Source organism: Thioclava sp. NG1 (assembly GCF_003122275.1).
Classification (GTDB): domain Bacteria; phylum Pseudomonadota; class Alphaproteobacteria; order Rhodobacterales; family Rhodobacteraceae; genus Thioclava; species Thioclava nitratireducens.
In genome coordinates this window covers 164,934-186,149 of record NZ_QFBB01000002.1, presented here as the reverse complement: position 1 = coordinate 186,149, position 21,216 = coordinate 164,934, and the positions used below count along the sequence as shown (strand labels likewise).

General features: G+C 64.7%; 22 protein-coding genes. 13 read left to right on the top strand and 9 right to left on the bottom strand.

Translation table 11 applies throughout. The annotated features are described in order from the left end of the window. The first annotated feature begins 249 nt into the window (after positions 1–249). From DEM26_RS03980 to DEM26_RS03955, 6 genes are all read left to right on the top strand, one after another. A complete protein-coding gene (locus DEM26_RS03980) occupies positions 250–1,305 on the top strand; it encodes an AI-2E family transporter (RefSeq protein WP_109171758.1) in 1,056 nt (351 codons plus the stop codon). Positions 1,306–1,338: 33 nt separating this feature from the next. Next, the gene (locus tag DEM26_RS03975) at positions 1,339–2,148 is read left to right on the top strand and encodes a hypothetical protein (protein WP_077701143.1); all 810 of its coding nucleotides are present in this window, start codon (positions 1,339–1,341) and stop codon (positions 2,146–2,148) included. Between the two features lie 197 nt (positions 2,149–2,345). After that, a complete protein-coding gene (locus tag DEM26_RS03970) occupies positions 2,346–3,206 on the top strand; it encodes a hypothetical protein (RefSeq protein WP_075776301.1) in 861 nt (286 codons plus the stop codon). Further along, positions 3,203–5,323, top strand: a complete 2,121-nt coding sequence (locus DEM26_RS03965; protein ID WP_109171757.1) for a cbb3-type cytochrome c oxidase subunit I — start codon at positions 3,203–3,205, stop codon at positions 5,321–5,323. Before DEM26_RS03970 ends, DEM26_RS03965 begins: the two co-directional genes overlap by 4 nt. Beyond that, the gene (locus DEM26_RS03960) at positions 5,320–5,940 is read left to right on the top strand and encodes a cytochrome c oxidase subunit 3 (RefSeq protein ID WP_075776303.1); all 621 of its coding nucleotides are present in this window, start codon (positions 5,320–5,322) and stop codon (positions 5,938–5,940) included. Before DEM26_RS03965 ends, DEM26_RS03960 begins: the two co-directional genes overlap by 4 nt. Continuing rightward, complete coding sequence (locus tag DEM26_RS03955; RefSeq protein WP_075776304.1) at positions 5,937–6,248, top strand: cytochrome o ubiquinol oxidase subunit IV; 312 nt, start codon at positions 5,937–5,939, stop codon at positions 6,246–6,248. Before DEM26_RS03960 ends, DEM26_RS03955 begins: the two co-directional genes overlap by 4 nt. A gap of 5 nt (positions 6,249–6,253) precedes the next feature. On the opposite strand, the gene DEM26_RS03950 is transcribed toward DEM26_RS03955, so the two are convergent. Genes DEM26_RS03950 through DEM26_RS03940 form a run of 3 tightly spaced genes read right to left on the bottom strand, consistent with a single transcriptional unit; the run spans position 6,254 to position 8,806 of the window. Next, entirely contained in the window at positions 6,254–7,015 is a 762-nt protein-coding gene (locus DEM26_RS03950) for a LamB/YcsF family protein (protein WP_088719147.1), read from the bottom strand. Further along, positions 7,008–8,039, bottom strand: coding sequence for a biotin-dependent carboxyltransferase family protein (locus DEM26_RS03945; protein ID WP_109171756.1), 1,032 nt, complete (start codon positions 8,037–8,039; stop codon positions 7,008–7,010). Before DEM26_RS03945 ends, DEM26_RS03950 begins: the two co-directional genes overlap by 8 nt. Then, positions 8,036–8,806, bottom strand: a complete 771-nt coding sequence (locus DEM26_RS03940; protein ID WP_109171755.1) for a 5-oxoprolinase subunit B family protein — start codon at positions 8,804–8,806, stop codon at positions 8,036–8,038. Before DEM26_RS03940 ends, DEM26_RS03945 begins: the two co-directional genes overlap by 4 nt. A 135-nt stretch (positions 8,807–8,941) precedes the next feature. On the opposite strand from DEM26_RS03940, the gene DEM26_RS03935 reads away from it, so the two are divergent. The 3 genes from DEM26_RS03935 (at position 8,942) to DEM26_RS03925 (ending at position 11,821) form a co-directional block, all read left to right on the top strand. Next, on the top strand, positions 8,942–9,907 hold the full coding sequence (locus DEM26_RS03935; RefSeq protein WP_088719150.1) for a TRAP transporter substrate-binding protein: 966 nt from the start codon (positions 8,942–8,944) through the stop codon (positions 9,905–9,907). An 84-nt stretch (positions 9,908–9,991) separates the two neighbouring features. Next, on the top strand, positions 9,992–10,516 hold the full coding sequence (locus DEM26_RS03930; RefSeq protein WP_109171754.1) for a TRAP transporter small permease: 525 nt from the start codon (positions 9,992–9,994) through the stop codon (positions 10,514–10,516). A gap of 3 nt (positions 10,517–10,519) precedes the next feature. After that, positions 10,520–11,821, top strand: a complete 1,302-nt coding sequence (locus DEM26_RS03925; RefSeq protein WP_109171753.1) for a TRAP transporter large permease — start codon at positions 10,520–10,522, stop codon at positions 11,819–11,821. A 19-nt stretch (positions 11,822–11,840) separates the two neighbouring features. Here the strand turns inward: DEM26_RS03925 and DEM26_RS03920 are convergent, their stop codons facing one another. Both DEM26_RS03920 and DEM26_RS03915 read right to left on the bottom strand, forming a co-directional pair. Then, positions 11,841–12,350 carry a winged helix DNA-binding protein gene (locus DEM26_RS03920; protein WP_075776310.1) on the bottom strand — a complete coding sequence of 170 codons (510 nt, stop codon included), beginning with the start codon at positions 12,348–12,350 and terminating at the stop codon, positions 11,841–11,843. Between the two features lie 59 nt (positions 12,351–12,409). Next, entirely contained in the window at positions 12,410–13,213 is an 804-nt protein-coding gene (locus DEM26_RS03915; RefSeq protein ID WP_109171752.1) for a crotonase/enoyl-CoA hydratase family protein, read from the bottom strand. A 152-nt stretch (positions 13,214–13,365) separates the two neighbouring features. Between DEM26_RS03915 and DEM26_RS03910 the strand changes: the two genes are divergently transcribed. Further along, on the top strand, positions 13,366–14,370 hold the full coding sequence (locus DEM26_RS03910; RefSeq protein ID WP_075776312.1) for an LLM class flavin-dependent oxidoreductase: 1,005 nt from the start codon (positions 13,366–13,368) through the stop codon (positions 14,368–14,370). 75 nt (positions 14,371–14,445) lie between these two features. Here DEM26_RS03910 and DEM26_RS03905 read toward each other — a convergent pair whose 3' ends face one another. From DEM26_RS03905 to DEM26_RS03890, 4 genes are all read right to left on the bottom strand, one after another. Then, positions 14,446–15,771: a TRAP transporter large permease gene (locus DEM26_RS03905; RefSeq protein ID WP_075776313.1), complete on the bottom strand. Its 1,326-nt coding sequence runs from the start codon at positions 15,769–15,771 to the stop codon at positions 14,446–14,448. Further along, positions 15,768–16,379 (bottom strand): TRAP transporter small permease subunit, encoded by a 612-nt coding sequence (locus DEM26_RS03900; protein WP_077701141.1) that lies wholly within the window; start codon positions 16,377–16,379, stop codon positions 15,768–15,770. The genes DEM26_RS03905 and DEM26_RS03900 overlap by 4 nt, the downstream gene beginning before the upstream one ends. 76 nt (positions 16,380–16,455) lie before the next feature. Beyond that, on the bottom strand, positions 16,456–17,475 hold the full coding sequence (locus DEM26_RS03895) for a TRAP transporter substrate-binding protein (protein WP_109171751.1): 1,020 nt from the start codon (positions 17,473–17,475) through the stop codon (positions 16,456–16,458). Between the two features lie 24 nt (positions 17,476–17,499). Further along, positions 17,500–18,036 carry a gluconokinase gene (locus DEM26_RS03890; protein ID WP_075776315.1) on the bottom strand — a complete coding sequence of 179 codons (537 nt, stop codon included), beginning with the start codon at positions 18,034–18,036 and terminating at the stop codon, positions 17,500–17,502. A 107-nt stretch (positions 18,037–18,143) separates the two neighbouring features. On the opposite strand from DEM26_RS03890, the gene DEM26_RS03885 reads away from it, so the two are divergent. The 3 genes from DEM26_RS03885 to DEM26_RS03875 all read left to right on the top strand — a co-directional run bounded on the left by DEM26_RS03885 (position 18,144) and on the right by DEM26_RS03875 (position 21,176). Further along, on the top strand, positions 18,144–19,166 hold the full coding sequence (locus DEM26_RS03885; protein WP_075776316.1) for a LacI family DNA-binding transcriptional regulator: 1,023 nt from the start codon (positions 18,144–18,146) through the stop codon (positions 19,164–19,166). Between the two features lie 227 nt (positions 19,167–19,393). Beyond that, positions 19,394–20,440 carry a glycosyltransferase family 4 protein gene (locus DEM26_RS03880; protein ID WP_109171750.1) on the top strand — a complete coding sequence of 349 codons (1,047 nt, stop codon included), beginning with the start codon at positions 19,394–19,396 and terminating at the stop codon, positions 20,438–20,440. A gap of 160 nt (positions 20,441–20,600) precedes the next feature. Next, positions 20,601–21,176, top strand: coding sequence for a YSC84-related protein (locus DEM26_RS03875; RefSeq protein ID WP_088719154.1), 576 nt, complete (start codon positions 20,601–20,603; stop codon positions 21,174–21,176). Positions 21,177–21,216: the final 40 nt, after the last annotated feature.

Here is a 21,216-nt window from a genome sequence, read left to right as displayed (position 1 = left end):
CGATGGCGGAGCGTCGGCAAAAAAGTTTAGGCGATTAACATAAGACATTCCGAACTTTTTGTTCGGGTACATTTTTTCATATCTTTTCATCTTGTTCCGAGAAGTCCGGGAAAAACAGCTTGCTTCGCGCGCGTACGAGGGGACGCCAAAGCGGGATGACAATTCACTTCCGCAGTGTCGCGCGCACGGAACCTCGACGGAGGCGACTGGTTGGCTTTTCAACAAGCGAAACCTGCCACGGAGAGCGACATGTCACACCCGGCTCAACCCCGCACCGAAGACGCGCGTCCGGCGCCGCGGGGGCTGCGCGCATGGGTCACGCGCGAGCGGATCGCCTTCTGGCTGCCGATCGCGATTTTCCTTCTGCTGGTCCTGATCGCTCCCCATATCCTGCTGCTGATCTTCGCAGGGCTGCTCATCGCGGTTTTTCTGCGCATGGGCGGGAACGCGATCGCGCGCAGGCTGCGTATTGGCGAAGGCTGGGGGCTCCTGATCTACGCGCTGCTGCTGATCGCGCTTGCGGTGCTATTCTTCGTATATGCGGCGCAGGGGCTGTCAGACCAACTCGACCAGTTGCTGAGCGCCCTGCCCGAGGCACGAAAGCAGGCACAGCAATTCATCGACTCGCATGGCTGGCTGCATTCCTTCACGCGCTCGATCGATCTGGGTGCGATGGCGCCGTCCGGCGAAGGGGCCGCGACGACCGTGATGGTGTCGATTGGCATGCTCGGGAACGCGTTGCTGATAACCTTCATCGGTGTCTACGGCGCGGTGGAGCCGCAGTTGTATCGGCGCGGGATCGCCGCGCTCTTTCCGGCCTCTGACCGCGACTGGATCGTCGCGAGTTTCGCGACCGGCTGGGCGGCCCTGTCTGGCTGGCTCTTCGCGCAGATGATTTCGATGACGGTGATCGGCGTGCTGACCTTCATCGGCCTCTGGGCACTGAACGTGCCGCTGGCCGCGATCCTCGCGATCCTCGCAGGGCTTCTGACCTTCATTCCCAATATCGGCCCGGTCCTGTCAGCGATCCCCGCCATGGCGATGGGTCTGACGGTGAGTCCGATCACGATGCTTTGGGTCGTGCTGCTCTATCTCGGCGTTCAGGCGCTCGAGAGCAATGTCGTCACACCGCAGATCCAGGAGAGGGCGATGTCGCTGCCGCCGGCGCTGGTGATCGCGTTCCAACTGCTGATGGGCAGCTTCTTCGGCATTCTCGGGCTCGCGCTCGCGACGCCTCTGCTCGCGGTCCTGATGCTGATGACGCGGCGCCATTACCTGCCGCTCGTCAGGCCCGAGACCGCCTGACCACCTTTCCTTTCCATCCCTCCGGAGCTTTCGTTGACCACTTTCCTCATCCTCCTCGGCGCCGCCCTCGTCGCGATTTCACTTTGGGATATCCTTCTGTGCGCGTTGGGCGCAGGACAGTCCGGGGCGCTCTCGCGTGCCGTCGCGCGGTTCGGCTTCGCGCGGATGCGCACGATTGGTCACACGCGGATCGCGCATCGGATTTGCGGACCGGTGACGATGGCGTGGCTGGGCGCGGTCTGGATCGCTGCGGTCGCCTTTGGCTGGAGCCTGATCTTCTTCGCAGCGAGCCGATCGCTCGAAACGACAAAGGGCCTGCCTGCGGCGAGCTTCGCCGACAGCCTCTCCTACGCCGGGCACCTTCTTTCGACGCTGGGCGGCGGCTACGCCAACCCCGCGGGCACCGGCTGGTCGCTGATCTCGGTCATCACCGGGGTGACGGGAATGCTGGTGCTTACGCTGGCGGTGAGCTTTGTCTTCTCCACCACGCAGGCGGCAGCGCAGGGCCGCGCGGTGATGGCGCTGGCTGAGGTATTTCCCCCGGGCTCCGACGAGTTCACCGGGCAGTTCCTGCCGCAATTTTCCAGCTACGTCGCACAGGTGAAATCCATTCCCTTCGCCCTATTCTACAGCACCGCGCGGCCGCAGCGGAGACTGCCGCGCGGGATCTACCGCCTCTGGAGAGACGCACGTCTGACAGAGACACAGCGCCGCGCGCTCCGGATCATCCTGCATGAAATCCCCGGGCTGGAGGAGGTCGCTCCCGAGCGGTTCGACGGCGCGCTTCTCGACTGGGCGATGCGCCACGACCTGTGCCCGAACGAGATGAGGCGCAGCCAATGACACACAGCCTCGCAGGACCAAGAAACGCGCATAACGTGGAGCGGCCCGCATGGTTCCGTGAAAAAAACGTGTTGGGCAGCCGAACTTGTCCGACGAGGAGGTCGGTCTACCGTTTCCGCACACCCCCTTGTGCACTCGAGTTTGCCATGTCCCTTGCCGCATCGATCCGCAGAGCCCCCCTCCTTTCCGGAGCGGTCTTGGCCGTCTGGATGGGCTGGGGCTGGACCGGCGCGGGAGAGGCGCGAGCAGAGAGTTTTCTCGACCCGGCCGGGCCGATCGCCTCCGCTCAGGTTACTCATCTGAAGATCATCCTGATCCTCATGGCGATCGTCGTGATCCCGGTTTTCGCGGCGACCCCTTGGTTGATCCGGCGATACCGCTACGGACGCTCGAAGGGCGAATACCGCCCCGACTGGTCGTTCGCCACGGTGTTCGAAATTCTGGCCTGGGGCGTGCCGATCCTGGTCGTGCTGATGCTTGCCGTTTATCTGTGGCAGCGGACCCACACGCTCGATCCTTACAACCCGGTGGCGGGCAAGGCGGGCAAGCCGCTGGTCGTCGATGTGGTCGCCTACGACTGGAAATGGCTATTCCTCTATCCCGAAGAAGGCGTGGCGAGCGTGGGCGAGCTGGCCTTCCCTGCCTCGCGCCCGCTCGAGCTGCATCTGACGTCCGACACGGTGATGCAGAGCTTCATGATCCCGCGGCTGGGCAGCCAGATCTACGCGATGAAGGGGATGCAGACGAAGCTGCATCTGGCCGCCGACGGCCCCGGCACCTTCGAGGGCCGCAACACGCAGTTTAACGGCGAAGGGTTCTACACGCAGAATTTCAAGGCGAGCGCCATGAACGACGAGGTATTCGCGCGCTGGGTGAAGGCGGCAAAGGCGCGCGGCCTGCCTCTCGACGACAAGGCACGCGCAGCGCTGGAGGAAAAAAGCAACAAGGTCGAACTGGCCCGCGCGCTCGACCAGCCTACCGAGCAGCCGATCCTGTTCTCGACCGCGCCGAGCGGAATGTTCGACGAGATCGCCGGCCTGAAGGAGACGCAACAATGAACACATGGAGCAGCATCTGGGGTTTCCCCTTCGGACGCCTGACGCTGGACGCGCTGCCGGTCACCGATATCGTGCGCGCCGATGGCAGGACCGAGTTGCTCTCCGGCATCACTGGCACTGCCGCTGCGGGCATGGCGGTGCTGGGCTTCGTCGTCGTGGTTATCTTGATCACGGTGAAAGGCTGGTGGCGCCCGCTCTGGAGCGAGTGGCTGACTTCGGTCGATCACAAGAAGATCGGCATCATGTATATCGTCTTCTCCTTCGTGATGCTGGCGCGGGCGCTGGCCGAAGCCTTCGTGATGCGCAGCCAGCAGGTGGTGGGCCATGACGGCGGTGGGATCGTGATGCCCGACCATTTCGCGCAGCTCTTCACCACCCATGGCACGATCATGATCTTCTTCATGGCGATGCCCTTCCTGACCGGCATGATCAATTTCGTGATGCCGTTGCAGATCGGCGCGCGCGATGTGGCCTTCCCGGTGCTGAACTCGGTCTCGCTGATGCTGACGATCGCGGGCGGCCTGATCCTGATGATCTCGCTGGTGCTCGAGCCCTTCTCGACCGGCGGCTGGTCCGGTTACCCGCCCTATACGGAAGCCGCCTACAACCCCGGTGCGGGGCCGGATTACTGGATCTGGGCGGTGACGCTGTCGTCGATCGGGTCGACTTTCACGGGGCTGAATTTCGCCGTGACGATCTACAAGAAGCGCTGCCCCGGCATGAAGCTTATGCGGATGCCGCTGTTCACCTGGACGTCGCTCTGCACCTCGATCCTGATGATCTTCGCGATGCCGCCGCTGACCATCGCGACGGCGCTGCTCGCGCTGGATCGCTACATGGGCTTCCACTTCTTCACCAATGGGGGTGGCGGCAACATGATGAACTACGCCAACCTGTTCTGGCTGTTCGGCCATCCGGAGGTCTATATCCTCATCCTGCCCGCGTTTGGCGTCTGGTCGGAGGTATTCTCGACCTTCTCGGGCAAGACGCTCTACGGCTACACCGCGCTGGTGATCGCGACGATGGCAATCGCGGTGCTGAGCTTCACCGTTTGGGTCCACCATTTCTTCACGATGGGCCAGAGCGCCAATCTGAATGCCGCCTTCGGCATTGCCACGATGACGATCGGGGTGCCCACAGGGGTCAAGATCTACGACTGGATGCTGACGATGTTTCGTGGGCGGGTGCGCATCTCGGTGCCGATGCTCTACGCCATCGCCTTCCTGTTCCTGTTCACCATCGGCGGGCTGTCGGGCATCATTCTGGCGAACCCGTCGGTCGACTACCAGGTCCACAACACGCTGTTCCTCGTGGCGCATTTCCACAACATGCTGATCCCCGGACTGCTTTACGGAATGATCGCGGGCTACACGATGTGGTTTCCCAAGGCCTTCGGGTTCCGGCTCGACGAGAAATGGGGCTACCGCGCCGCGTGGTGCTGGATACTCGGCTTCATGGGGGCGTTCTTCCCGCTCTACGTACTGGGGCTGATGGGAATGCCGCGGCGGATGTCGGGCTATTTCTCCGGACAGTGGCTGCCATGGACGATCATCGCGTTGGGCGGCGCGGTCCTGATCCTCGCCGGTTTCCTCGCGCTGATCGTGCAACTCTGGGTTTCGGTGCGCGATCGCAAGCGGCTGGCCGTGCCGGTAGGCGATCCGTGGGACGGGCGCTCGCTCGAATGGGGCATCCCCGCCCCCGCGCCGGAATGGAACTTCCCCGCCCTGCCCCGCGTCGAGGGCCGCGACGCCTTTGCGACGCTGAAAGCCTCGGGTCATGATCTCGGCCCGCCCGAGGACGGGTTCGAGGATATCTGGCTGCCGAAGAACGCCGCGTTCGGCCCGGTGATCGGGGCGCTCGGCACGGCGCTGGCCTTCACGCTGACATGGTACATGTGGTGGGCGGTTCTGCCGCTTGCGGCACTGGTGCCGCTGGTGATCATCGCTCAGGGCTTCCGGCGCGACACCGAGAAGCGCGTCCCTGCCGAGGAAGTCCGCAAGGAATGGCGCGCCTTCCGCGAACTGGCCGCACGCACGCCGCGCGTGCCCCGCACGTCCGAATACACCCGCGACAACCGCGGCCACGCCATACCGATGTCGCAGGAGGCCACGCGATGAGCCAGACCACCCGTCATCCCGGCCTCAACCTTGGTTCCAAGCACCAGAGCGCCGACGACCAAGCCGAAACCGAAGTCTTCGGCTTCTGGGTCTTCATGATGTCCGATGCGATCCTGTTCGGCCTGCTGATGGCGACCTATGTGGTGATGCGGCCCAACACGAATGGCGGCCCCGGCCCGCAGGAACTGTTCGAGCTGAAGTCGATCTTCATCGAGACGATGCTGCTGCTGACGTCATCGGTCGCGATTGGCTTTTCTCATCTCGCACTCAAGCACGAGCCGCGCCCGGTGAAGATGGTGCTGTGGTTGCTGATCGCGATGGCGCTCGCGCTGACCTTCGTGGGCTTCGAGATCCACGACTTCCTGAAGATGTTCTCGGAAGGCGGCACACCTCAGCGCAGCGGATTCCTGTCGTCCTTCTTCGCGCTGGTGCCGCTGCATGGGCTGCACGTCACGTTCTCCTGCCTCTGGGCCGTCGCGATCCTGGGGCAGATGCTCGTTTACGGTCTGGACGACCGGGTAAAGCTGTCGATGGTGCGCCTCGCGGTGCTCTGGCACTTCCTCGACATCGTCTGGATCGGAATTTTCTCCATCGTCTATATCGGGGGGCTGGCATGAGCGAACATGACGAAAGACGCCAAGAGGCCCGCAGCTACCTGATCGGCTATGCGCTCGCGCTGGCGCTGACCCTGCCGATCTTCGCACTGGTGGCGTGGGATCTGCTGCCGAAAGTTGCGATCTGGTGGACAACCGCCGTGGCCGCGATCGTGCAGATCGTGGTCCATTTCCGCTTCTTCCTGCATATTCGCCTGAAGGGGCAGAAGCAGGAAGACCTGCATCTGATCCTGTTCACCACGCTGATCTTGCTGCTGATGGGCGGCGGGACGCTGTGGCTGCTGTGGAACCTGCACGCGCGGATGATCTGAGCCGATCAGGCCCCGAAGCGGCCGATCTCGAAGCCAGCCTCGGTCAGGTGCCCGCGCAGTGCCCGCGCCATCGCCAGCGCCTCTGCCCCGTCGCCGTGCAGGCAGACCGTGTCGATCTTGCAGGGGATTTCCTTGCCCGAGGCGGTCACGATCGCGCCCTTGCGCAGCATCTCCTCGATCCGCGCGCCGACCTCTCCGGCGTCATGCAGCACCGCACCGGGCTTCGATCGCGCCATCAGCGAAGCGTCGTCCTCGTAGGCGCGATCGGCGAAAATCTCGCCCGCCCAATTGGCCTGCAACTCGCGCGCAACCTGCTCCATCGGGGTCTGCGGCAGAACGACGAGGATGATGTCGGGCTGCACTTTCAGGGCGGCGGAATAGCAGGCCCGCGCGATCTCGATATCCTCCGAGGCCATGTTCGACAGCGCCCCGTGCAGCTTGAAATGCCGCACCGCGCCACCCGCCGCGCGGGCCATCGCCTGCGCGGCGCCCAGTTGATAAGTGACCAGATTCGTCAGCTCCTCGGCGCTGAGCTTGATCCGCCGACGGCCGAAGCCCTGCAGATCCGCAAAGCCCGGATGCGCGCCGATACCGACATCGTTGGCCACAGCTGCGCGCATCGTCTGCGCCATCACATCCGGGTCGCCCGCGTGGAAACCGCAGGCGACATTGGCGGAGGTAATGACCTCCATCAGCGCGGCGTCGTTGCCCATGATCCACGGGCCGAAGCTTTCTCCGATATCGGCGTTCAGGTCGATCTTAGCCATTTTCTTCCTCCAATTCTCGCCCTGCCGTCACGCCGCTGATCAATTGGTAGCTGAGCAGGTCATGAATGTCGTGCGGATCGCGGATCAACGGGCGCAGCTTGGCCCGCTGTGCCTGAAGCTGCGCCTCCCAGCGCAGGTCCAAGGCGTCGGCCTCGTCCAGTGTCACCGCTTTGAACCTCAGTTTCGTCCCCGGCGCGGCTTGGGCGATGCGCGGCAGATCGCAGGGCAGCACGGTGCCGATCCGAGGGTAGCCGCCGATGGTCTGGCATTCGGCGAGCAGCACATAGGGCGTGCCCGCGCCCGTCATCTGAATATCGCCCTCGAAGATCACGTCCGAGGCGAGCCCCTTGGCCATGTCCGAAGTCAGCGCGGGCGCATCGCTCTCGAGCGCCACGCCCTGACGGTTGCCCTGCCGCGCGCGGGTGAATTCGGTCGCTTTGAGCCGCGCGAAAGTGGCCTCGTCGAACAGGCCCGTTTGCGGCCCCGGGATGATCCGCAGCGTGCCCCCCGAGAAACGGTCGTCCTGTGTGAGAACCATCGCGGGCGCGTCGGGCTCGGGGTCCGTGCCAAGCGGCAGGCGCGCGCCCGATTCCAGTGCCGATCCGATCCCGGCGGCGAGATGCGCCGAGCGGCTGCCCAGCACTTCGGGCGTCTCGATCCCGCCCGCGAAGGTGAGGTAGCCGAACATGCCTGCACGTGCGGCACCGATCGACAGCACCTCGCCCGGTTCGATCTTGTGGCTCGCGCCCCAGCGCAGGGGGCGTCCGTCAAGCTCCGCCTGCATCGGCGCACCCGTCAGGGCGATCCGCGTCGGAGCCGTAACCTCGAACCGCCCGCCGCTCACCGCCATTTCCAACGCGGGAAGCGGTTTGCGCGACCCCAGAAGCGCCGACGCCTCGACCAATGCGAGCGGATCGACCGCGCCACCGCGCGAGATGCCTTGCGCCATGCGACCGGGGCGGCCCATGTCCTGCACGCTCACGCTTGGCCCGACGCTCCGCAGGATCAGCGATCCGCCGCTCATGACCGCACCTCGCAACGCGCGCCGCCCATCGGATCGCCCGCCTTCAAAAGCGCGTCCATCTCGGTGCCGGAGACCGGCGCGAGGCGAACCTCGTCGCCCGCATGCAGCGGCACGGGGTCGGTTTGGTCGGGGCGGAACACATCGAAGGCCGTCCGCGCGATCTGATGCCAGCCAGTGGGCGAGGCATTCGCGAACAGCACCAATTGGCGCACCGCCACGCAGAGCGCGCCTTTCGGCACGCGCGGGTTCAGCTCGGACCGGCGTGCGAGATTCCAATGCTCGGGCAGCAGGCCGAGGTAAGGCTGGCCCGGCGCGAAGCCGATTGCGAGGACGCTCAGCGGGATCTCGGTGATCTGGTCGATGGCGGCCTGCGGGGAAAGACCAGCGAGCTTGGCGGCCTCTTCCAGATCGGGTCCGTGGTCGCCGCCGAACGCGACAGGCAAATGCCAGACGCGCTGCGCGGGATGCGGCGCCGCACTCAGCCAATCGGCCTCGGACAGCAGGGTCTCCAGCCGCTCGGCCATCTCGGCCCGCGTTACCGCCTCCGGATCGAAACGCAGCAGAACCGACACGAGGCTGGGGACGACCTCGCGCAAACCGGCCAGATCGCTCTCCGTCACGCGCTGATGAAAGCTCTGCGCCGCCGCAATTGCGTTGGGCTCTGCGACCAGCGCGAACCGCACCAGAAGACCGTTGCCGCCCGCCGGCAAAATCTGCGGCCGATGCGCTTGGGCCGTTCCGGGCCGCAATGCTTCTTCGAGCATCATGTCAGGGCAACTCCACTGGGTCAGGTCGCGATTTTGAAACTTATCGTTGACTTTGATTTCATTTTACAGACAATTTGTCAACGTTATGAAAAAGAGGCGGACACGAATTCCGCCGCGACCCGACAGGAGAGAGATATGATCAGATTTGCTGCAAGCTTCGCGGTTGCGCTGGGACTGGGCACAGCCGTTCAGGCGCAGACCTGGGACATGCCGACGCCCTATGGCGACACCACCTTCCACACCGTGAATATCCGCGACTTCGCCGAGGACGTGTCGAAAGCGACCGACGGCAAGCTGGAGATCAAGGTGCATTCGGCGGGCTCGCTCTTCCCGCATTCCGAGATCAAGAACGCAGTGCGCTCGGGTCAGGTGCCGATCGGAGAGTTCTTCCTCTCGACGCTCTCGAACGAAGATCTGGCTTTCGGCGTCGACAGCCAGCCTTTCCTCGCCACCAGCTACGATCAGGCCGAAAAGCTTTGGGAGGCGCAGAAGCCCGTCATCACCAAGCTTCTCGACAAGCAAGGGCTGATGCCGCTGTTCTCGGTGCCGTGGCCGGCGCAGGGGCTCTATACCAATGGCGAGATCAAATCCGTGGACGACCTCGCAGGGCTGCGCTTCCGCGCCTATAACCCGGCGCTGGAAGAATTTGCGACGCTCGCCAAGGCCGCGCCCGTGCAGGTCGAAGCGGTCGACATTCCGCAGGCCTTCTCGACGGGCCAGCTGCAAGCGATGATCACCTCGCCCTCGACCGGCGCGAATTCCAAGGCGTGGGACTTCGTCGACACCTACACCAAGATCGACGCCTGGCTGCCCAAGAACATCGTCGTGGTGAACAAGCGCGCCTTCGACCGTCTGAGCGAAGACGAACAGAAGGCCGTGATGGATGCCGCCGCCACCGCGCAGACCCGCGGTTGGGAGATGTCGAAGAAAGAGGCCGCCGAAAAGACCGCCGAGATGAAGGATAACGGCATGGCGATCGTCGATCCGAGCCCCGAATTGGAGCAGGGTCTGAAGAAGATCGGCGACGAGATGCTGGCCAACTGGAAAGAAAAGGCCAGCCCCGACGCGCTTGAGGTGCTCAAGGCCTATCAGGGCAACTGAGCCCGCTCGATCCGGGGCCCTTCCGCCACTGCGGGAGGGCCTTTTTCGATGCTCTTCCTCACACAAGCCCTCGGAGTATCCACCATGCGTCGCCTGCTCGATCAGGTCTATCTTCTGTCCGGAGGGATCGCCGCCGTCTCGATCCTCGCGATCTGCCTGCTGGTCACGGCACAGGTCGGGCTGAACGTGCTCGCCCGTCTGGGCGGGCCCGCTCTCTCCTACACGATCCCCTCCTATGCCGATTTCGCGGGCTATTTCCTCGCGACGGCAAGCTTCATGGCGCTGGCCCACACACTGCGCCACGGCAGCCATATCCGCGTCAATCTCGTGCTGACCCGCCTGCCCGCCCGTGGCCAATGGATCGCCGAGCTCGTAGCGCTCGCGCTTGGCTTCGCGGCCAGCGCCTACGCTGTGTGGTTCGCGACCTCGCTGATGCTCGAGAGCCTGCATTACGGCGATATGTCCACCGGCATCGTCGCGATCCCGATCTGGATTCCGCAATGTGCGATGGTCGTCGGGCTGGGCCTTCTGGCGCTCGCCTTCATCGATACGCTGATCGAGAGCGTCCGCGCCAAGCGCCCGGTGCTCGTCGATGATGTTTCGGAGTAAACCATGTCCGATCCGATGACCTTCGCAATTCTTCTGGGCCTGCTTCTCGTGCTGCTCGCAGGCGGCGTCTGGGTGGCGCTGTCTCTGCTGATCGTGGCGCTGGCGGGGCTCAGCTTCTTCTCCGGCGCGCCGACCGGGCTCGTCATGGCGACCACGCTTTGGGGCAACAGCCATAGCTGGCCGCTCGCCGCGCTGCCGCTTTTCATTCTGATGGGGGAGATCCTGCTCCGCTCGCGGCTGTCCGAGGACATGTTCTCCGGCCTCGCCCCGTGGCTGGGCCGCGCACCGGGCCGCTTGCTGCATGTGAACGTGCTGGGCTGTGCGATCTTCGCGGCCGTTTCGGGGTCGTCCGCGGCGACGGCGGCCACGATCGGGCGGATGTCGGTGCCCGAACTCACCCGCCGCGGCTATCCCGAGAGCCTGATCCTCGGCACGCTGGCGGGCTCGGCCACGCTTGGCTTTCTGATCCCGCCCTCGGTGATCCTGATCGTCTACGGCGTCGCGACCGAGCAATCCATCGCGCGCCTCTTCATCGCGGGAATCCTGCCGGGGCTGATGCTGGTCAGCCTGTTCGGCGGCTATGTCGCGCTCCGGGCGTGGATGAACCCCGCCGCGATCCCGCGCGAGGACATCACCCTGAACCTGCGCGAGAAGCTGCGGGCCTCGCGTCGCCTGATCCCGATCGTGATCCTGATCGGCGGCGTGATCGGCTCGATCTATACTGGTGTCGCCTCGCCCACCGATGCGGCGGCCGTGGGCGTAGTCTTTTCGGTGATCCTCGCGGTCGCGACGGGCAGCTTCCGCTGGCGCGACTTCAAGGACGCGCTGTTCTCGGCCACCCGCACCAGCGCGATGATCGCTTTCATCCTGCTCGGCGCCTCGGTGCTGTCGGTTTCGATGGGCTTCACCGGCATTCCGCGCAACCTCGCCGCGTGGATCGGCACCTTCGGGCTGTCGCCCACCGCGCTGCTTGCAGTGCTGACCGTGTTCTTCATCCTGCTGGGTTGCTTCCTCGACGGGATCTCGGTCGTGGTGCTGACCACCTCGATCATCCTGCCGATGGTGGAAGCCGCCGGGATCGACCCGCTGTGGTTCGGCATCTACCTCGTGCTGGTCGTCGAGATGAGCCAGATCACCCCGCCCGTGGGCTTCAACCTCTTCGTGATCCAGGGGCTGACCGGCTACAACATCCTCAAGGTCGCCCGCGCGGCGCTGCCTTTCTTCGGGCTGCTGTTGCTGGCGGTTCTGCTGATTACGCTGGTCCCGGGGATCGTGACCTACCTGCCCTCGCTTATGGGCAACTGAGCCAACGACCCGCGCGACCTCAGAGCGAAGAGGCCGCGCGGCTCGCCTGATCGTAATAGCCAGACAGCACGCGCAGGGCCGAGGCGATCTCACGCAGGTCTTCGCCCGCCATACCGCCTTTCTGGATCGGCTCGAGCAAGCATTCCTCGCGCACTTTCCGATAGCGTTCGCACAGCTCGCGCCCGCTTTCCGAGGTGCGGTAGAACACTTCCTTGCCGCGCTTCTCGGAATCCAGCAGCCCCAGCTTCAACAGCTTGCGCAGCGCATAATTGACCGTATGCGTGTCCTCGATATTGAGCAGGAACGTGATGTCGTTGAGCCGCTTTTCGCGGTCGCGGTGATTGGTGTTGTGCAGCACGAGGATTTCGAGCGGCGAAAGCTCCATCCCCGAGGCCGCCATGCAGCGCTGCATCCATCGCGCGAAGGAGTTGTAGGCGATGATCATCCCGTATTCGAATTCCGAGGCTTCCCAGCCCGGCCCTTCGGCCAGATGGCGGGATGAGACGATGCGGCGTTCTCCTGCGGGCATGAGCGGCACTCTCCTTTCGTGCGTTTACGCCCTCACCTTATAGACATTTCGCTGACATTCTATCCTTGAGAGAAATTTGGCGCGCGCTTTTGCAGGTTCGCCATCACCATTTCCATCTGCGCGGGACCGCCGATGATCTCGGCCTGCAACTCGGCCTCCAGCGCCAACCCGCCGCCGGGCGGCATCGTCCATGCCTGCTCCACCAGCGCCTTGCTCGCCGCCAGCGCCTCGGGGGAGCGCAGGGTGAATTCGGCGGCCATGTCGCGCGCCGCCCGCAGCGGGGTCTCGGCCACGCGCGTGATCAGCCCCAGCTTCTGCGCCTCACCGGCCTCTAGCACCCGGCCCGTCATCATCAGCTCTTTCGCGATATCCGCGCGGGTCAGTTTCGGCAGGCTCTGCGAAATGCCCATATCGGGGATCAGCCCCCATTTCGCCTCCATGATCGACAGCCGCGCATCCGGCGCCGCGATCCGGAAATCTGCACCGAGCGCGAGCTGCATCCCCGCCCCGAAGGCCACGCCCTCGATCGCGGCGATCACCGGAACCGGCAGCTGCGCCCATCGCGTCACCGGGCGCTGAAATCGGTTCGCGCCCTGCGCATCGGGTTCGGTCATCTGCGCCTTCACCCCCGCCAGATCGGCCGCGAAGCTTTGCATCACACTCAGGTCGAGCCCGGCCGAGAAGCAGCCGCCCGCGCCGCTCAGGATCACCGCGCGCAGGCCCTTTTGCTGCGACAGGCTCTGCGCCGCCTCGGCCAGCACGTCGAACATCTCCAAGGTCCAGGCGTTCTTCTTTTCCGGGCGATTGAGGGTCACCTCCGCCACGCCCTCCGCGCTCACCGAAATCTGCACCGGGTCGGCCATGTCCATCCTCCTCGCTTGGCTCTGCGCACTATGCAGACCCGCCGCCCCCCTCGCAAAGCGGAACGCGGGGTCATAGGTAGGAGATCAACAGGCGCGCGCGGCGTTGGACAGCCCTGCGCGGCGCGCTAGCTCTGCCCCGACGGAGGTTCCCCATGCAGCAATTCTCACTTCTCGATCTGTCGCCCGTGCCCGAAGGCAAGACCGCAGCCGATGCGCTGGCGGGAACAGCCGACTTGGCCCGGATGGCCGAAGACGCGGGCTATCACCGCTTCTGGCTGGCCGAGCATCACAACATGCCCGGCATCGCCAGCGCCGCGACCTCGGTGCTGATCGGCCATGTCGCCTCGGTGACCAAGAGGATGCGCGTCGGCGCGGGCGGCATCATGCTGCCCAACCACGCGCCGCTGGTGATCGCCGAGCAGTTCGGCACTCTGGCCACGCTCTATCCCGACCGGATCGACCTCGGGCTGGGCCGCGCGCCCGGCACCGATGGCGGCACCGCCCGCGCCCTGCGCCGCAACATGTCGCCCGAGGACACGTTCCCCGCAGACGTACAGGAGCTGCTCGCCTATTTCAGCGACGAGGCAGAGAATTTCCGGGTGCGCGCCATTCCGGGCGCAGGCACGCATGTGCCGATCTGGATCCTCGGCTCGAGCCTCTACGGCGCGCAGCTTGCCGCCTATCTCGGCCTGCCCTACGCCTTCGCGTCGCATTTCGCGCCCGATATGCTGGGCGATGCGCTCGACATCTATCGCAGGAGCTTCCGTCCCTCGGTCCATCTCGACAAGCCTTACGCGATGATGGCCGCCGGGGTCTTCGCCGCCGACACCGATGAGGAGGCGCAATATCTGCGCTCGTCTCAGGTGCTGGCCTTCGCGCGGCTGCGCTCGGGTATGCCGGGCAAGCTGCCGCGCCCGACCGAGGATCTGTCCGAGGTGCCGCCGCAGATGATGGTTCAGGTGCAGCGCGCGCTGTCCTGCTCGGCCACGGGTTCCAAGGACAAGGTACGGGACGATCTGGCGCGTCTGATCGCGCAATACGAGCCCGACGAGCTGATGGTGACCGGGATGATCCACGACGCGGAGGCGCGTCAGAAGTCCTTCAAGATCGCCGCCGAGGTGCTGAGCGAGTTTCGCGAGCAACCTGCCGCGGCCTGAGGCACGGCGTGACACTCAGACATGCAAAGAGGCGGGCCCGGAAGCCCGCCTCTTTTCGTTTCAATCCGGTTGGCCTCAGTGCCCGGTGATCGCCGGGAAGGCCACCAGCAGCCCCACCGCGAAGATCTGGATCGCGATGAAGGGGAGCAGCGAGCGGAAGATCTCGCCCAGAGAAATGTCCTTCGGCGCGACCGACTTCAGGTAGAAAGCAGCTGGCCCGAAGGGCGGCGACAGGAAGCTCACCTGCATGTTCATCGCGAACACGACGCCGAACCAGACCGGGTCGTAGCCAAGGTCTTTCACGATCGGCACGAAGATCGGCATCGTCAGCAGCGCGATCCCGACCCAGTCGAGGAACATGCCGAGGAAGAACAGGATCGCCATCATCGTGAGGATCACGATGATCGGGGTATCCGACACGCCCTTCAGCAGCGCCGAAACGAAGTCGATCCCGCCCATCAGGTTGAACACGCCGACCAAAGCCGAAGCACCGATACCGATCCAGACGATCATCCCGCAGGTCGCGAGCGTCTGCAGCGCGGCCCCTTTGAGCATCGAGAGCGTCAGCTCGCCCCGGATGATGGTCGAGAGCATCACGCCCGCCACACCAAGCGCCGAGGCCTCGGTCACCGAGGCGATGCCGCCATAGATCGAGCCCAGCACGAAACCGATAACCAGGACCGGCAGGATCAGGCCCTTCAGCAGTTTGATCTTTTCCGACCACGGACGGTCGTCGGGCTCCGGCGCAGGCGCCAGATCGGGGTTCAGCTTCACCCGGATGATCACGAAGATCACGTAGAAGGCCGCGAGCATGAAGCCCGGGATGAAGGCCGAGGTGAACAGATCGCCGATCGAGACGTTCGCGGTGAGACCGTAGATGATCAGCACGATCGACGGCGGCACCATGGTGCCCAGCGAGCCGCCCGCACAGATCACGCCGATGGCGAGCTTGCGGTCATAGCCCTGGCGGATCATCTGCGGCAGGGCCAGCAGACCCAGCAACACGATCTCGCCGCCGATGATGCCAGACATCGCCGCGAGAATGACCGAGACGAAGATTGTCTGGATCGCCACCGCGCCGCGCATCCGGCCACCGACGAGCTTCATCGCCTCGAACAGATCGCGCGCGATGCCCGATCGGTCCAGAAGCGCCGCCATCATCACGAACATCGGCACCGAGACGAAGACGAAACTCGATACGAAGGAATAGACGCGGCTGGTGATCAGCGGCACCGCCATCGGGCCGAACCAGCCGAGCGCGAAGATCAGCGCCACCAGCAGGGTCACGAAAGCCAGCGGCATGCCGGTCAGCAGCAGGCCGATCAGCAGCGCGAACAGCAGGACCGTCCCGTAGCCGATCCCCAGAGCGGAGAGGTCGAAACTCAGCAGATGCTCGATCATTTACCTGCCTCCGATGCGAAGGCAGCCCGCAGGTAGTTCACCGCCATGATCACGAATTGCACCACCATCAGGCCGAGCACCACGAGGAGGAAAATCTTCAGGTAAGCCGGGAACGGCGGATCCCAGGCGCTGCCGGAGGTCTCGAAGTGGACGCCGCCGCCGGGGCGCATCGTCGCCTTGATGACCATGCCGTAGGCTGCCCAGGCGAAGAAGCCCGCCGCGAAGAGACAGATCAGCGAGATGATCGCGTCGAGGATGCGCTTCGCCCGGCCGGTCACCAGATCGTAGATCAGCACGACGCGGATATGGCTGTTGCGCACAACGCAGTAGAGCCCGCCATAGACGAAAGCCATCGCGCAGAGGAAGATCGTGGTCTCATGCGCCCAGATCGTCGGGCTGTTGAAGCCGTAGCGCAGCACGACCTCGTTTAGCAGGATCAGCGCAGAGGCGATGATGCCGATCGCGAAAACGATTCCCACGGCGTTGATCGCGCGGCCGAGGATGCCCGCTTCGGCGATGGTCGCCGCTTCGTCCTCGCTCTGCACCGGTTCCGGCGTGTGCGGATCATGTGCGGGGTGATCCACCCCGGTCTTGTCGGGTTGTGACATTGCAAAAACCGCTGCTGTCAGGAAACTGGAAAAATGCGGGGCCGCAATGGCAGCCCCGCACCGTTAGTGTATCAGATCAGAGAAGGTTGTTCTTCTTCAGATAGTCGGTCAGGACGTCATAGACGTGCTGCGCCTTCTCCGACTTCTTGGCGACCTTTTCCCACTGGGTGATCGCGATGCGGCGGAACTTGGCGCGCTCTTCATCCGACCAGTCGTGGACGTGGATCTTGCCGCCTGCTTCGGCCTTGGCCACGGCCTTCTTGTCGGCAGCCGCGAGATCGCTGACTTCCTTGTCCGCGAATTCCTTAACCGACTCTTCGAAGGCTTTCTGCAGATCGGGCGAGAGCGCCTCCCACTCTTTCTTGTTCATCGCGACGCCGACGAGCGGCATCGAGTGGAAGCCCGGATAGACCGGGTTCGGCGCGATGTCGTTGAGGCCCTGCGCCTGGTTGGTCGAGAACACGGTGTAGTCAGCCGCGTCGATCACGCCCTTGTCGAGCGCGGTGTAGACTTCGGACCCCGGCAGGTTCACCGGAGCAGCACCCGCCGCCGCGAAGACGTCCTGCACAAGGCCTTCCGGCGCGCGCATCTTCAGGCCCTTCAGGTCAGCCACGCCGTCGAGCGGCACTTTCGACACGAGCGCTTCAAGACCGGTGGTGGTCGAGCCGATGTAATGAACGTCATAGGGCTCGAACAGATCGTTCGCGAGCTTCTGGCCACCGCCATTGTTCATGAAGTCCAGCAGCTGATCGGTGCTCGACCATGCGCCGACCGGGTTGCCCAGCAGCGAGAAGGCCGGGTCCTTGCCCGCGAAGTAGGAGATGTCGGTCACGATGCCGTCGATGATGCCGGCGCCGGTCGCGTCCAGCGTCTCGTTATGCTCGACGACGGAGCCCACGGGCATCATCTCCACCTGGATCTGGTTGTCGGTGCGCTCGGCGAGGTTCTTCGCCCAGTTCTGCTGGAGTTCGAAGTTCGGATTGCCTGCCGGGTCCGAGCTCTGGAACTTGTACTTGTGGGTTTCGGCATTCGCAGCGCTGGCCAGCGCCAGAACGGCGACGCTCGCGAGGGCGATTTTACGGATCGGTTTCGTCATGGTGTCCTCCCTTAATAGACGAAATCAAACTTGCGAGGCCGTGAGGCCCCAGGCGTTCAATATCTGCGAACAAAGCGCCTCGGGCGCTTCGCGGATATCGCAGGTCTGCGGGGCCTCGTCGGGCCCCGGCAATTCCAGATCGGCCAATTGGCTGTCGAGCAGCGCGATCGGCATGTAGTGATTTTCGCGCGCGGCCATTCGCGCTGCGATCAGGTCGTGCGGCCCGGTGAGATGCGCGAGATGAATCACGCCGAGACTCTGGCGCAGGCGATCCCGATAGGACCGCTTGAGCGCCGAACAGGCGAAGGCGACCGTCTTGCCGTCGCGCCCCGCCTCAATCACGCCCTTCGCCACGAGGTCCAGCCAGTCCCAGCGCATCTCGTCGTTGAGCGGCAGACCGGCGGCCATGTGCGCGACATTCTCGGGCGGATGGAAATCGTCAGCATCGAGGAACACGCCACCCACGGCCTGCGCCACGAGCCGCGCCACCGTCGTCTTGCCGGTGCCGCAGACGCCCATCACTAGGACCGGTGTCGCGTTCGCGCTGCTGCTGTTTGCCATCTTGCCTTACCGGGTTCACAGGTGTTTCTTGGGCACTGAGGGGTAATGTAAGCGGTTACATTCGTCAATCGCACTTTTGAGCAGGGGCGCGCTCGCAGGGAGGATCAATGAATAAAAACAAGGAAACAAAATCAGTTACGATGCGCGACGTCGCCGATCATGTCGGTGTAAGCGTTGCCACGGTTTCGCGTACCCTGCGCAATCCCGAGGTCGTTTCGCAGGCCGTGCGCGACAAGATCGCCGCCGCCATCGAATCGCTCGGATACCTTCCCGACCCCGCGGCCCGCGCCCTCGCCTCGACCCGCTCGGACATCATCGGGGTGATCCTGCCCTCGGTGTCGAACAACGTCTTTGCCGATGTGATGGACGGTATCTATTCCGCAGTCGAAGGCACGCACCACTCAGTCCAGCTCGGCTATTCGCGCTATGCGCCGCTGTCGGAAGAGAACCTGATCCGGGTCTTCCTGCGGCAGCGCCCGGCGGGACTGATCGTGACCGGGATCGACCAGACCGAGGCCGCGCAGGCGCTGTTGCGCGAGGCGGGCTGCCCGGTGGTGCAGATCATGGAGACCGGCGACGCCCCCTATGACCGGATGATCGGCTTTTCGCATTACGACGCCGCCCGCGCCGCCACCGCGCACCTGTTCGCGCAGGGCTATCGCCGTCCCGGTTTCCTCGGCGCGCGGATGGACCCGCGCACGCAGCGCCGTCTCCACGGCTTCCGCGACGAGTTGCGCGCGCAGGGCGTCGAGGAAGGCAAGCGTATCCAGACGACCACCCGCGCCTCCTCGGTGACGCTGGGCAGCCACCTGCTCGCACAGCTTATGGATATTGCCCCCGAGACCGACGCGATTTTCTGCATCAACGACGACCTCGCCCTCGGCGCGATGTTCGAAGCGCAGCGCCGCAACCTGCGCATCCCCGACGATCTCGGTATCTGCGGCTTCAACGACATGGAGATGATGGCAGCCGCCGAGCCGTCGATTTCCTCCGTGCGCACGTTCCGGCGCGAAATGGGCGAAGGGGCCGTGCAACTGATCCTCGACTCCCTCTCTGGTACCGCGGCACAGGAGAAGATCGTCGACCTCGGCTACCAGATCGTGCAGCGTCGCTCCACGCGGGGGCACTGAGCGTAAGCCCGCCGCGAGACGCGAGGAAACGCGAGGTGCAACGGGGTGCGGGATCGGCAGGCTGCTCGCGCTGACTGGCTCGCCACCGGATGACGCACTGTTGTGGCATTCGGCCGTTCTCCTCGCCCTCGCGCGGGTCGCGGCCTATCTGGCTGGCGAGGGGACCGAACGCGCCGCGCCGCGACGGGGCCGAGCAGCGCGCCAAACAGAATCGGGAGAGAGATCAAATGACGCCAGCCGTTTTCGCCATTCCGGGAGACATCGCCCAGCTATCCGGCGGGTTCATCTACGAGCGCAAGTTGCTCGAGGCGCTGCGGGCGGAGGGCCGCAACGTCGAGCATCTCGAACTGCCGCCCGGTTTTCCCGATCCGACATCCGAGGAAACCAAGGCCGCGCGCGCGCAGCTGACCGCCATCCCCGGGAGTGTTCCGGTGATCCTAGACGGGCTGGTATTCGGCTCGATCGATACGCAGGTACTCGATGACATGGCGGCGCCCGTGGTGGCGATGCTGCACCATCCGCTAGGCCTCGAGACCGGCCTCGCCGAAGACCGCGCGCGTCATCTGCTGAGGCGCGAGAGAGAGAACCTGCGCCGCGCCGCGCATGTCGTGGTGCCGAGCCCGCATACCAGCACGATCCTGCAAAAGGAGTTCGGTGTCGCTCCGGAGAAGATTTCCATCGCCCTGCCCGGCTTCGACCGTCCTCCGGCGCTGGAGAGCGCGAAACCGAGCCCGCCCTTGATCCTGTCGGTCGGGCTGTTGGCCGCACGCAAGGGCCATGACGTCCTGATCGACGCCTTGGCGGAGATCGGAGACCTGGACTGGCGCGCACAGATCGTGGGCGGCGCGCACGATCCCGACGTGGCGGACGCGCTCGCCCAGCAGATCGATCGGCTCGGACTGGCTGCGCGGGTACAGCTTGCCGGACGGATGGAACGCGACGCGCTCGACGCGGCCTATCGCGACGCCGCGATCTTCGCGCTGGCGACCCGCTACGAGGGCTACGGGATGGTCTTCGGCGAGGCCATGCTGCACGGGCTGCCCATCGTGACCTGTCGCACCGGCGCCGTGCCCGACACGGTGCCGCCAGACGCAGGTTTTCTCGTTCCGGTGGATGCCCACCTCGACGTCGCCGAGGCGCTGCGACAGCTTCTCGGAGATGCCGAACTGCGCGCCCGGATGGGTGCGGCATCGGCAACTGCGGGAACGGCTCTGCCCGACTGGCGCGACACGTCGGCGATCATGGGGCCCGTGCTGGACAGCCTCATGGCGTGACCGCACTCAGCCTCCCGCGCCGCCTCCCCGCGCGCGCGCGCGAATTCAGCGTGTCCGCTTCCGGTTCCGACACGTTTTTCTGAATTACGTGAGTGATCCGAAAAGGAACGTGGGCCGATCGGGCTCGTTTCATTCCCGTAATTTGAAAAGGAGGCATCTCATGCAATCCAAGATTCGCACCCTGACCGCTGGTATTGCCGCATCGCTCATGGGCACGATGGCGATGGCCGCCACGCCCGCATCCACGATCGACCACGCGAAGGGCGTCCAGCCGCGCCCCGACCTGGACCAGCAGGTCGCCGCAGCGCTTAAGCAATGCGCCAGCCTCGAGGATTCCTGCAAGAAAGTCGCCACCGACTCCGCTGCCGTCCTCGTCTTCCCCGAAGTGACCACGATCGACCTCGGCGTCGGTGGCTCGGGTGGCTCGGGTGCCATGGTCCAGAACGGCAAAATCCAAGGCTATTATGACATCGGCAAAGCCTCGGTCGGTCTCCAGATCGGCGCCAAGCAGGCCAGCCAGATCTATGTCTTCCCGACCAAAGAGTCCGTCAAGCAAGTGCAGAGCGGCGGCGAATGGCATGTCGGCGCCGGCGCAGGCATCACCGTGGTAAACGCCAATGCCACCGCGAACGCGTCCTCCGGCAATCCGCGCGTCTATGTCTTCGACAGCTCGGGTCTGAACGGCGGCGCGAAGATCAGCACCCTGCGCATCTGGAAAGACGGCGACAACAGCTAATCGCCGGTGCCCTTCCCGCCGAGGGAAGGCCCGCGATGAG

What these genes read in the sequence shown, in the direction of transcription:
- DEM26_RS03960 (WP_075776303.1), top strand. Translation starts at nt 5,320, where the DNA reads ATGAGCCAGACCACCCGTCATCCCGGCCTCAACCTTGGTTCCAAGCAC.
- DEM26_RS03980 (WP_109171758.1), top strand. Translation starts at nt 250, where the DNA reads ATGTCACACCCGGCTCAACCCCGCACCGAAGACGCGCGTCCGGCGCCG.
- DEM26_RS03905 (WP_075776313.1), bottom strand. Translation starts at nt 15,771, where the DNA reads ATGATCGAGCATCTGCTGAGTTTCGACCTCTCCGCTCTGGGGATCGGC.
- DEM26_RS03945 (WP_109171756.1), bottom strand. Translation starts at nt 8,039, where the DNA reads ATGAGCGGCGGATCGCTGATCCTGCGGAGCGTCGGGCCAAGCGTGAGC.
- DEM26_RS03910 (WP_075776312.1), top strand. Translation starts at nt 13,366, where the DNA reads ATGCAGCAATTCTCACTTCTCGATCTGTCGCCCGTGCCCGAAGGCAAG.
- DEM26_RS03900 (WP_077701141.1), bottom strand. Translation starts at nt 16,379, where the DNA reads ATGTCACAACCCGACAAGACCGGGGTGGATCACCCCGCACATGATCCG.
- DEM26_RS03955 (WP_075776304.1), top strand. Translation starts at nt 5,937, where the DNA reads ATGAGCGAACATGACGAAAGACGCCAAGAGGCCCGCAGCTACCTGATC.
- DEM26_RS03875 (WP_088719154.1), top strand. Translation starts at nt 20,601, where the DNA reads ATGCAATCCAAGATTCGCACCCTGACCGCTGGTATTGCCGCATCGCTC.
- DEM26_RS03915 (WP_109171752.1), bottom strand. Translation starts at nt 13,213, where the DNA reads ATGGCCGACCCGGTGCAGATTTCGGTGAGCGCGGAGGGCGTGGCGGAG.
- DEM26_RS03965 (WP_109171757.1), top strand. Translation starts at nt 3,203, where the DNA reads ATGAACACATGGAGCAGCATCTGGGGTTTCCCCTTCGGACGCCTGACG.
- DEM26_RS03920 (WP_075776310.1), bottom strand. Translation starts at nt 12,350, where the DNA reads ATGCCCGCAGGAGAACGCCGCATCGTCTCATCCCGCCATCTGGCCGAA.
- DEM26_RS03885 (WP_075776316.1), top strand. Translation starts at nt 18,144, where the DNA reads ATGAATAAAAACAAGGAAACAAAATCAGTTACGATGCGCGACGTCGCC.
- DEM26_RS03925 (WP_109171753.1), top strand. Translation starts at nt 10,520, where the DNA reads ATGTCCGATCCGATGACCTTCGCAATTCTTCTGGGCCTGCTTCTCGTG.
- DEM26_RS03880 (WP_109171750.1), top strand. Translation starts at nt 19,394, where the DNA reads ATGACGCCAGCCGTTTTCGCCATTCCGGGAGACATCGCCCAGCTATCC.
- DEM26_RS03890 (WP_075776315.1), bottom strand. Translation starts at nt 18,036, where the DNA reads ATGGCAAACAGCAGCAGCGCGAACGCGACACCGGTCCTAGTGATGGGC.
- DEM26_RS03930 (WP_109171754.1), top strand. Translation starts at nt 9,992, where the DNA reads ATGCGTCGCCTGCTCGATCAGGTCTATCTTCTGTCCGGAGGGATCGCC.
- DEM26_RS03950 (WP_088719147.1), bottom strand. Translation starts at nt 7,015, where the DNA reads ATGGCTAAGATCGACCTGAACGCCGATATCGGAGAAAGCTTCGGCCCG.
- DEM26_RS03895 (WP_109171751.1), bottom strand. Translation starts at nt 17,475, where the DNA reads ATGACGAAACCGATCCGTAAAATCGCCCTCGCGAGCGTCGCCGTTCTG.
- DEM26_RS03935 (WP_088719150.1), top strand. Translation starts at nt 8,942, where the DNA reads ATGATCAGATTTGCTGCAAGCTTCGCGGTTGCGCTGGGACTGGGCACA.
- DEM26_RS03940 (WP_109171755.1), bottom strand. Translation starts at nt 8,806, where the DNA reads ATGATGCTCGAAGAAGCATTGCGGCCCGGAACGGCCCAAGCGCATCGG.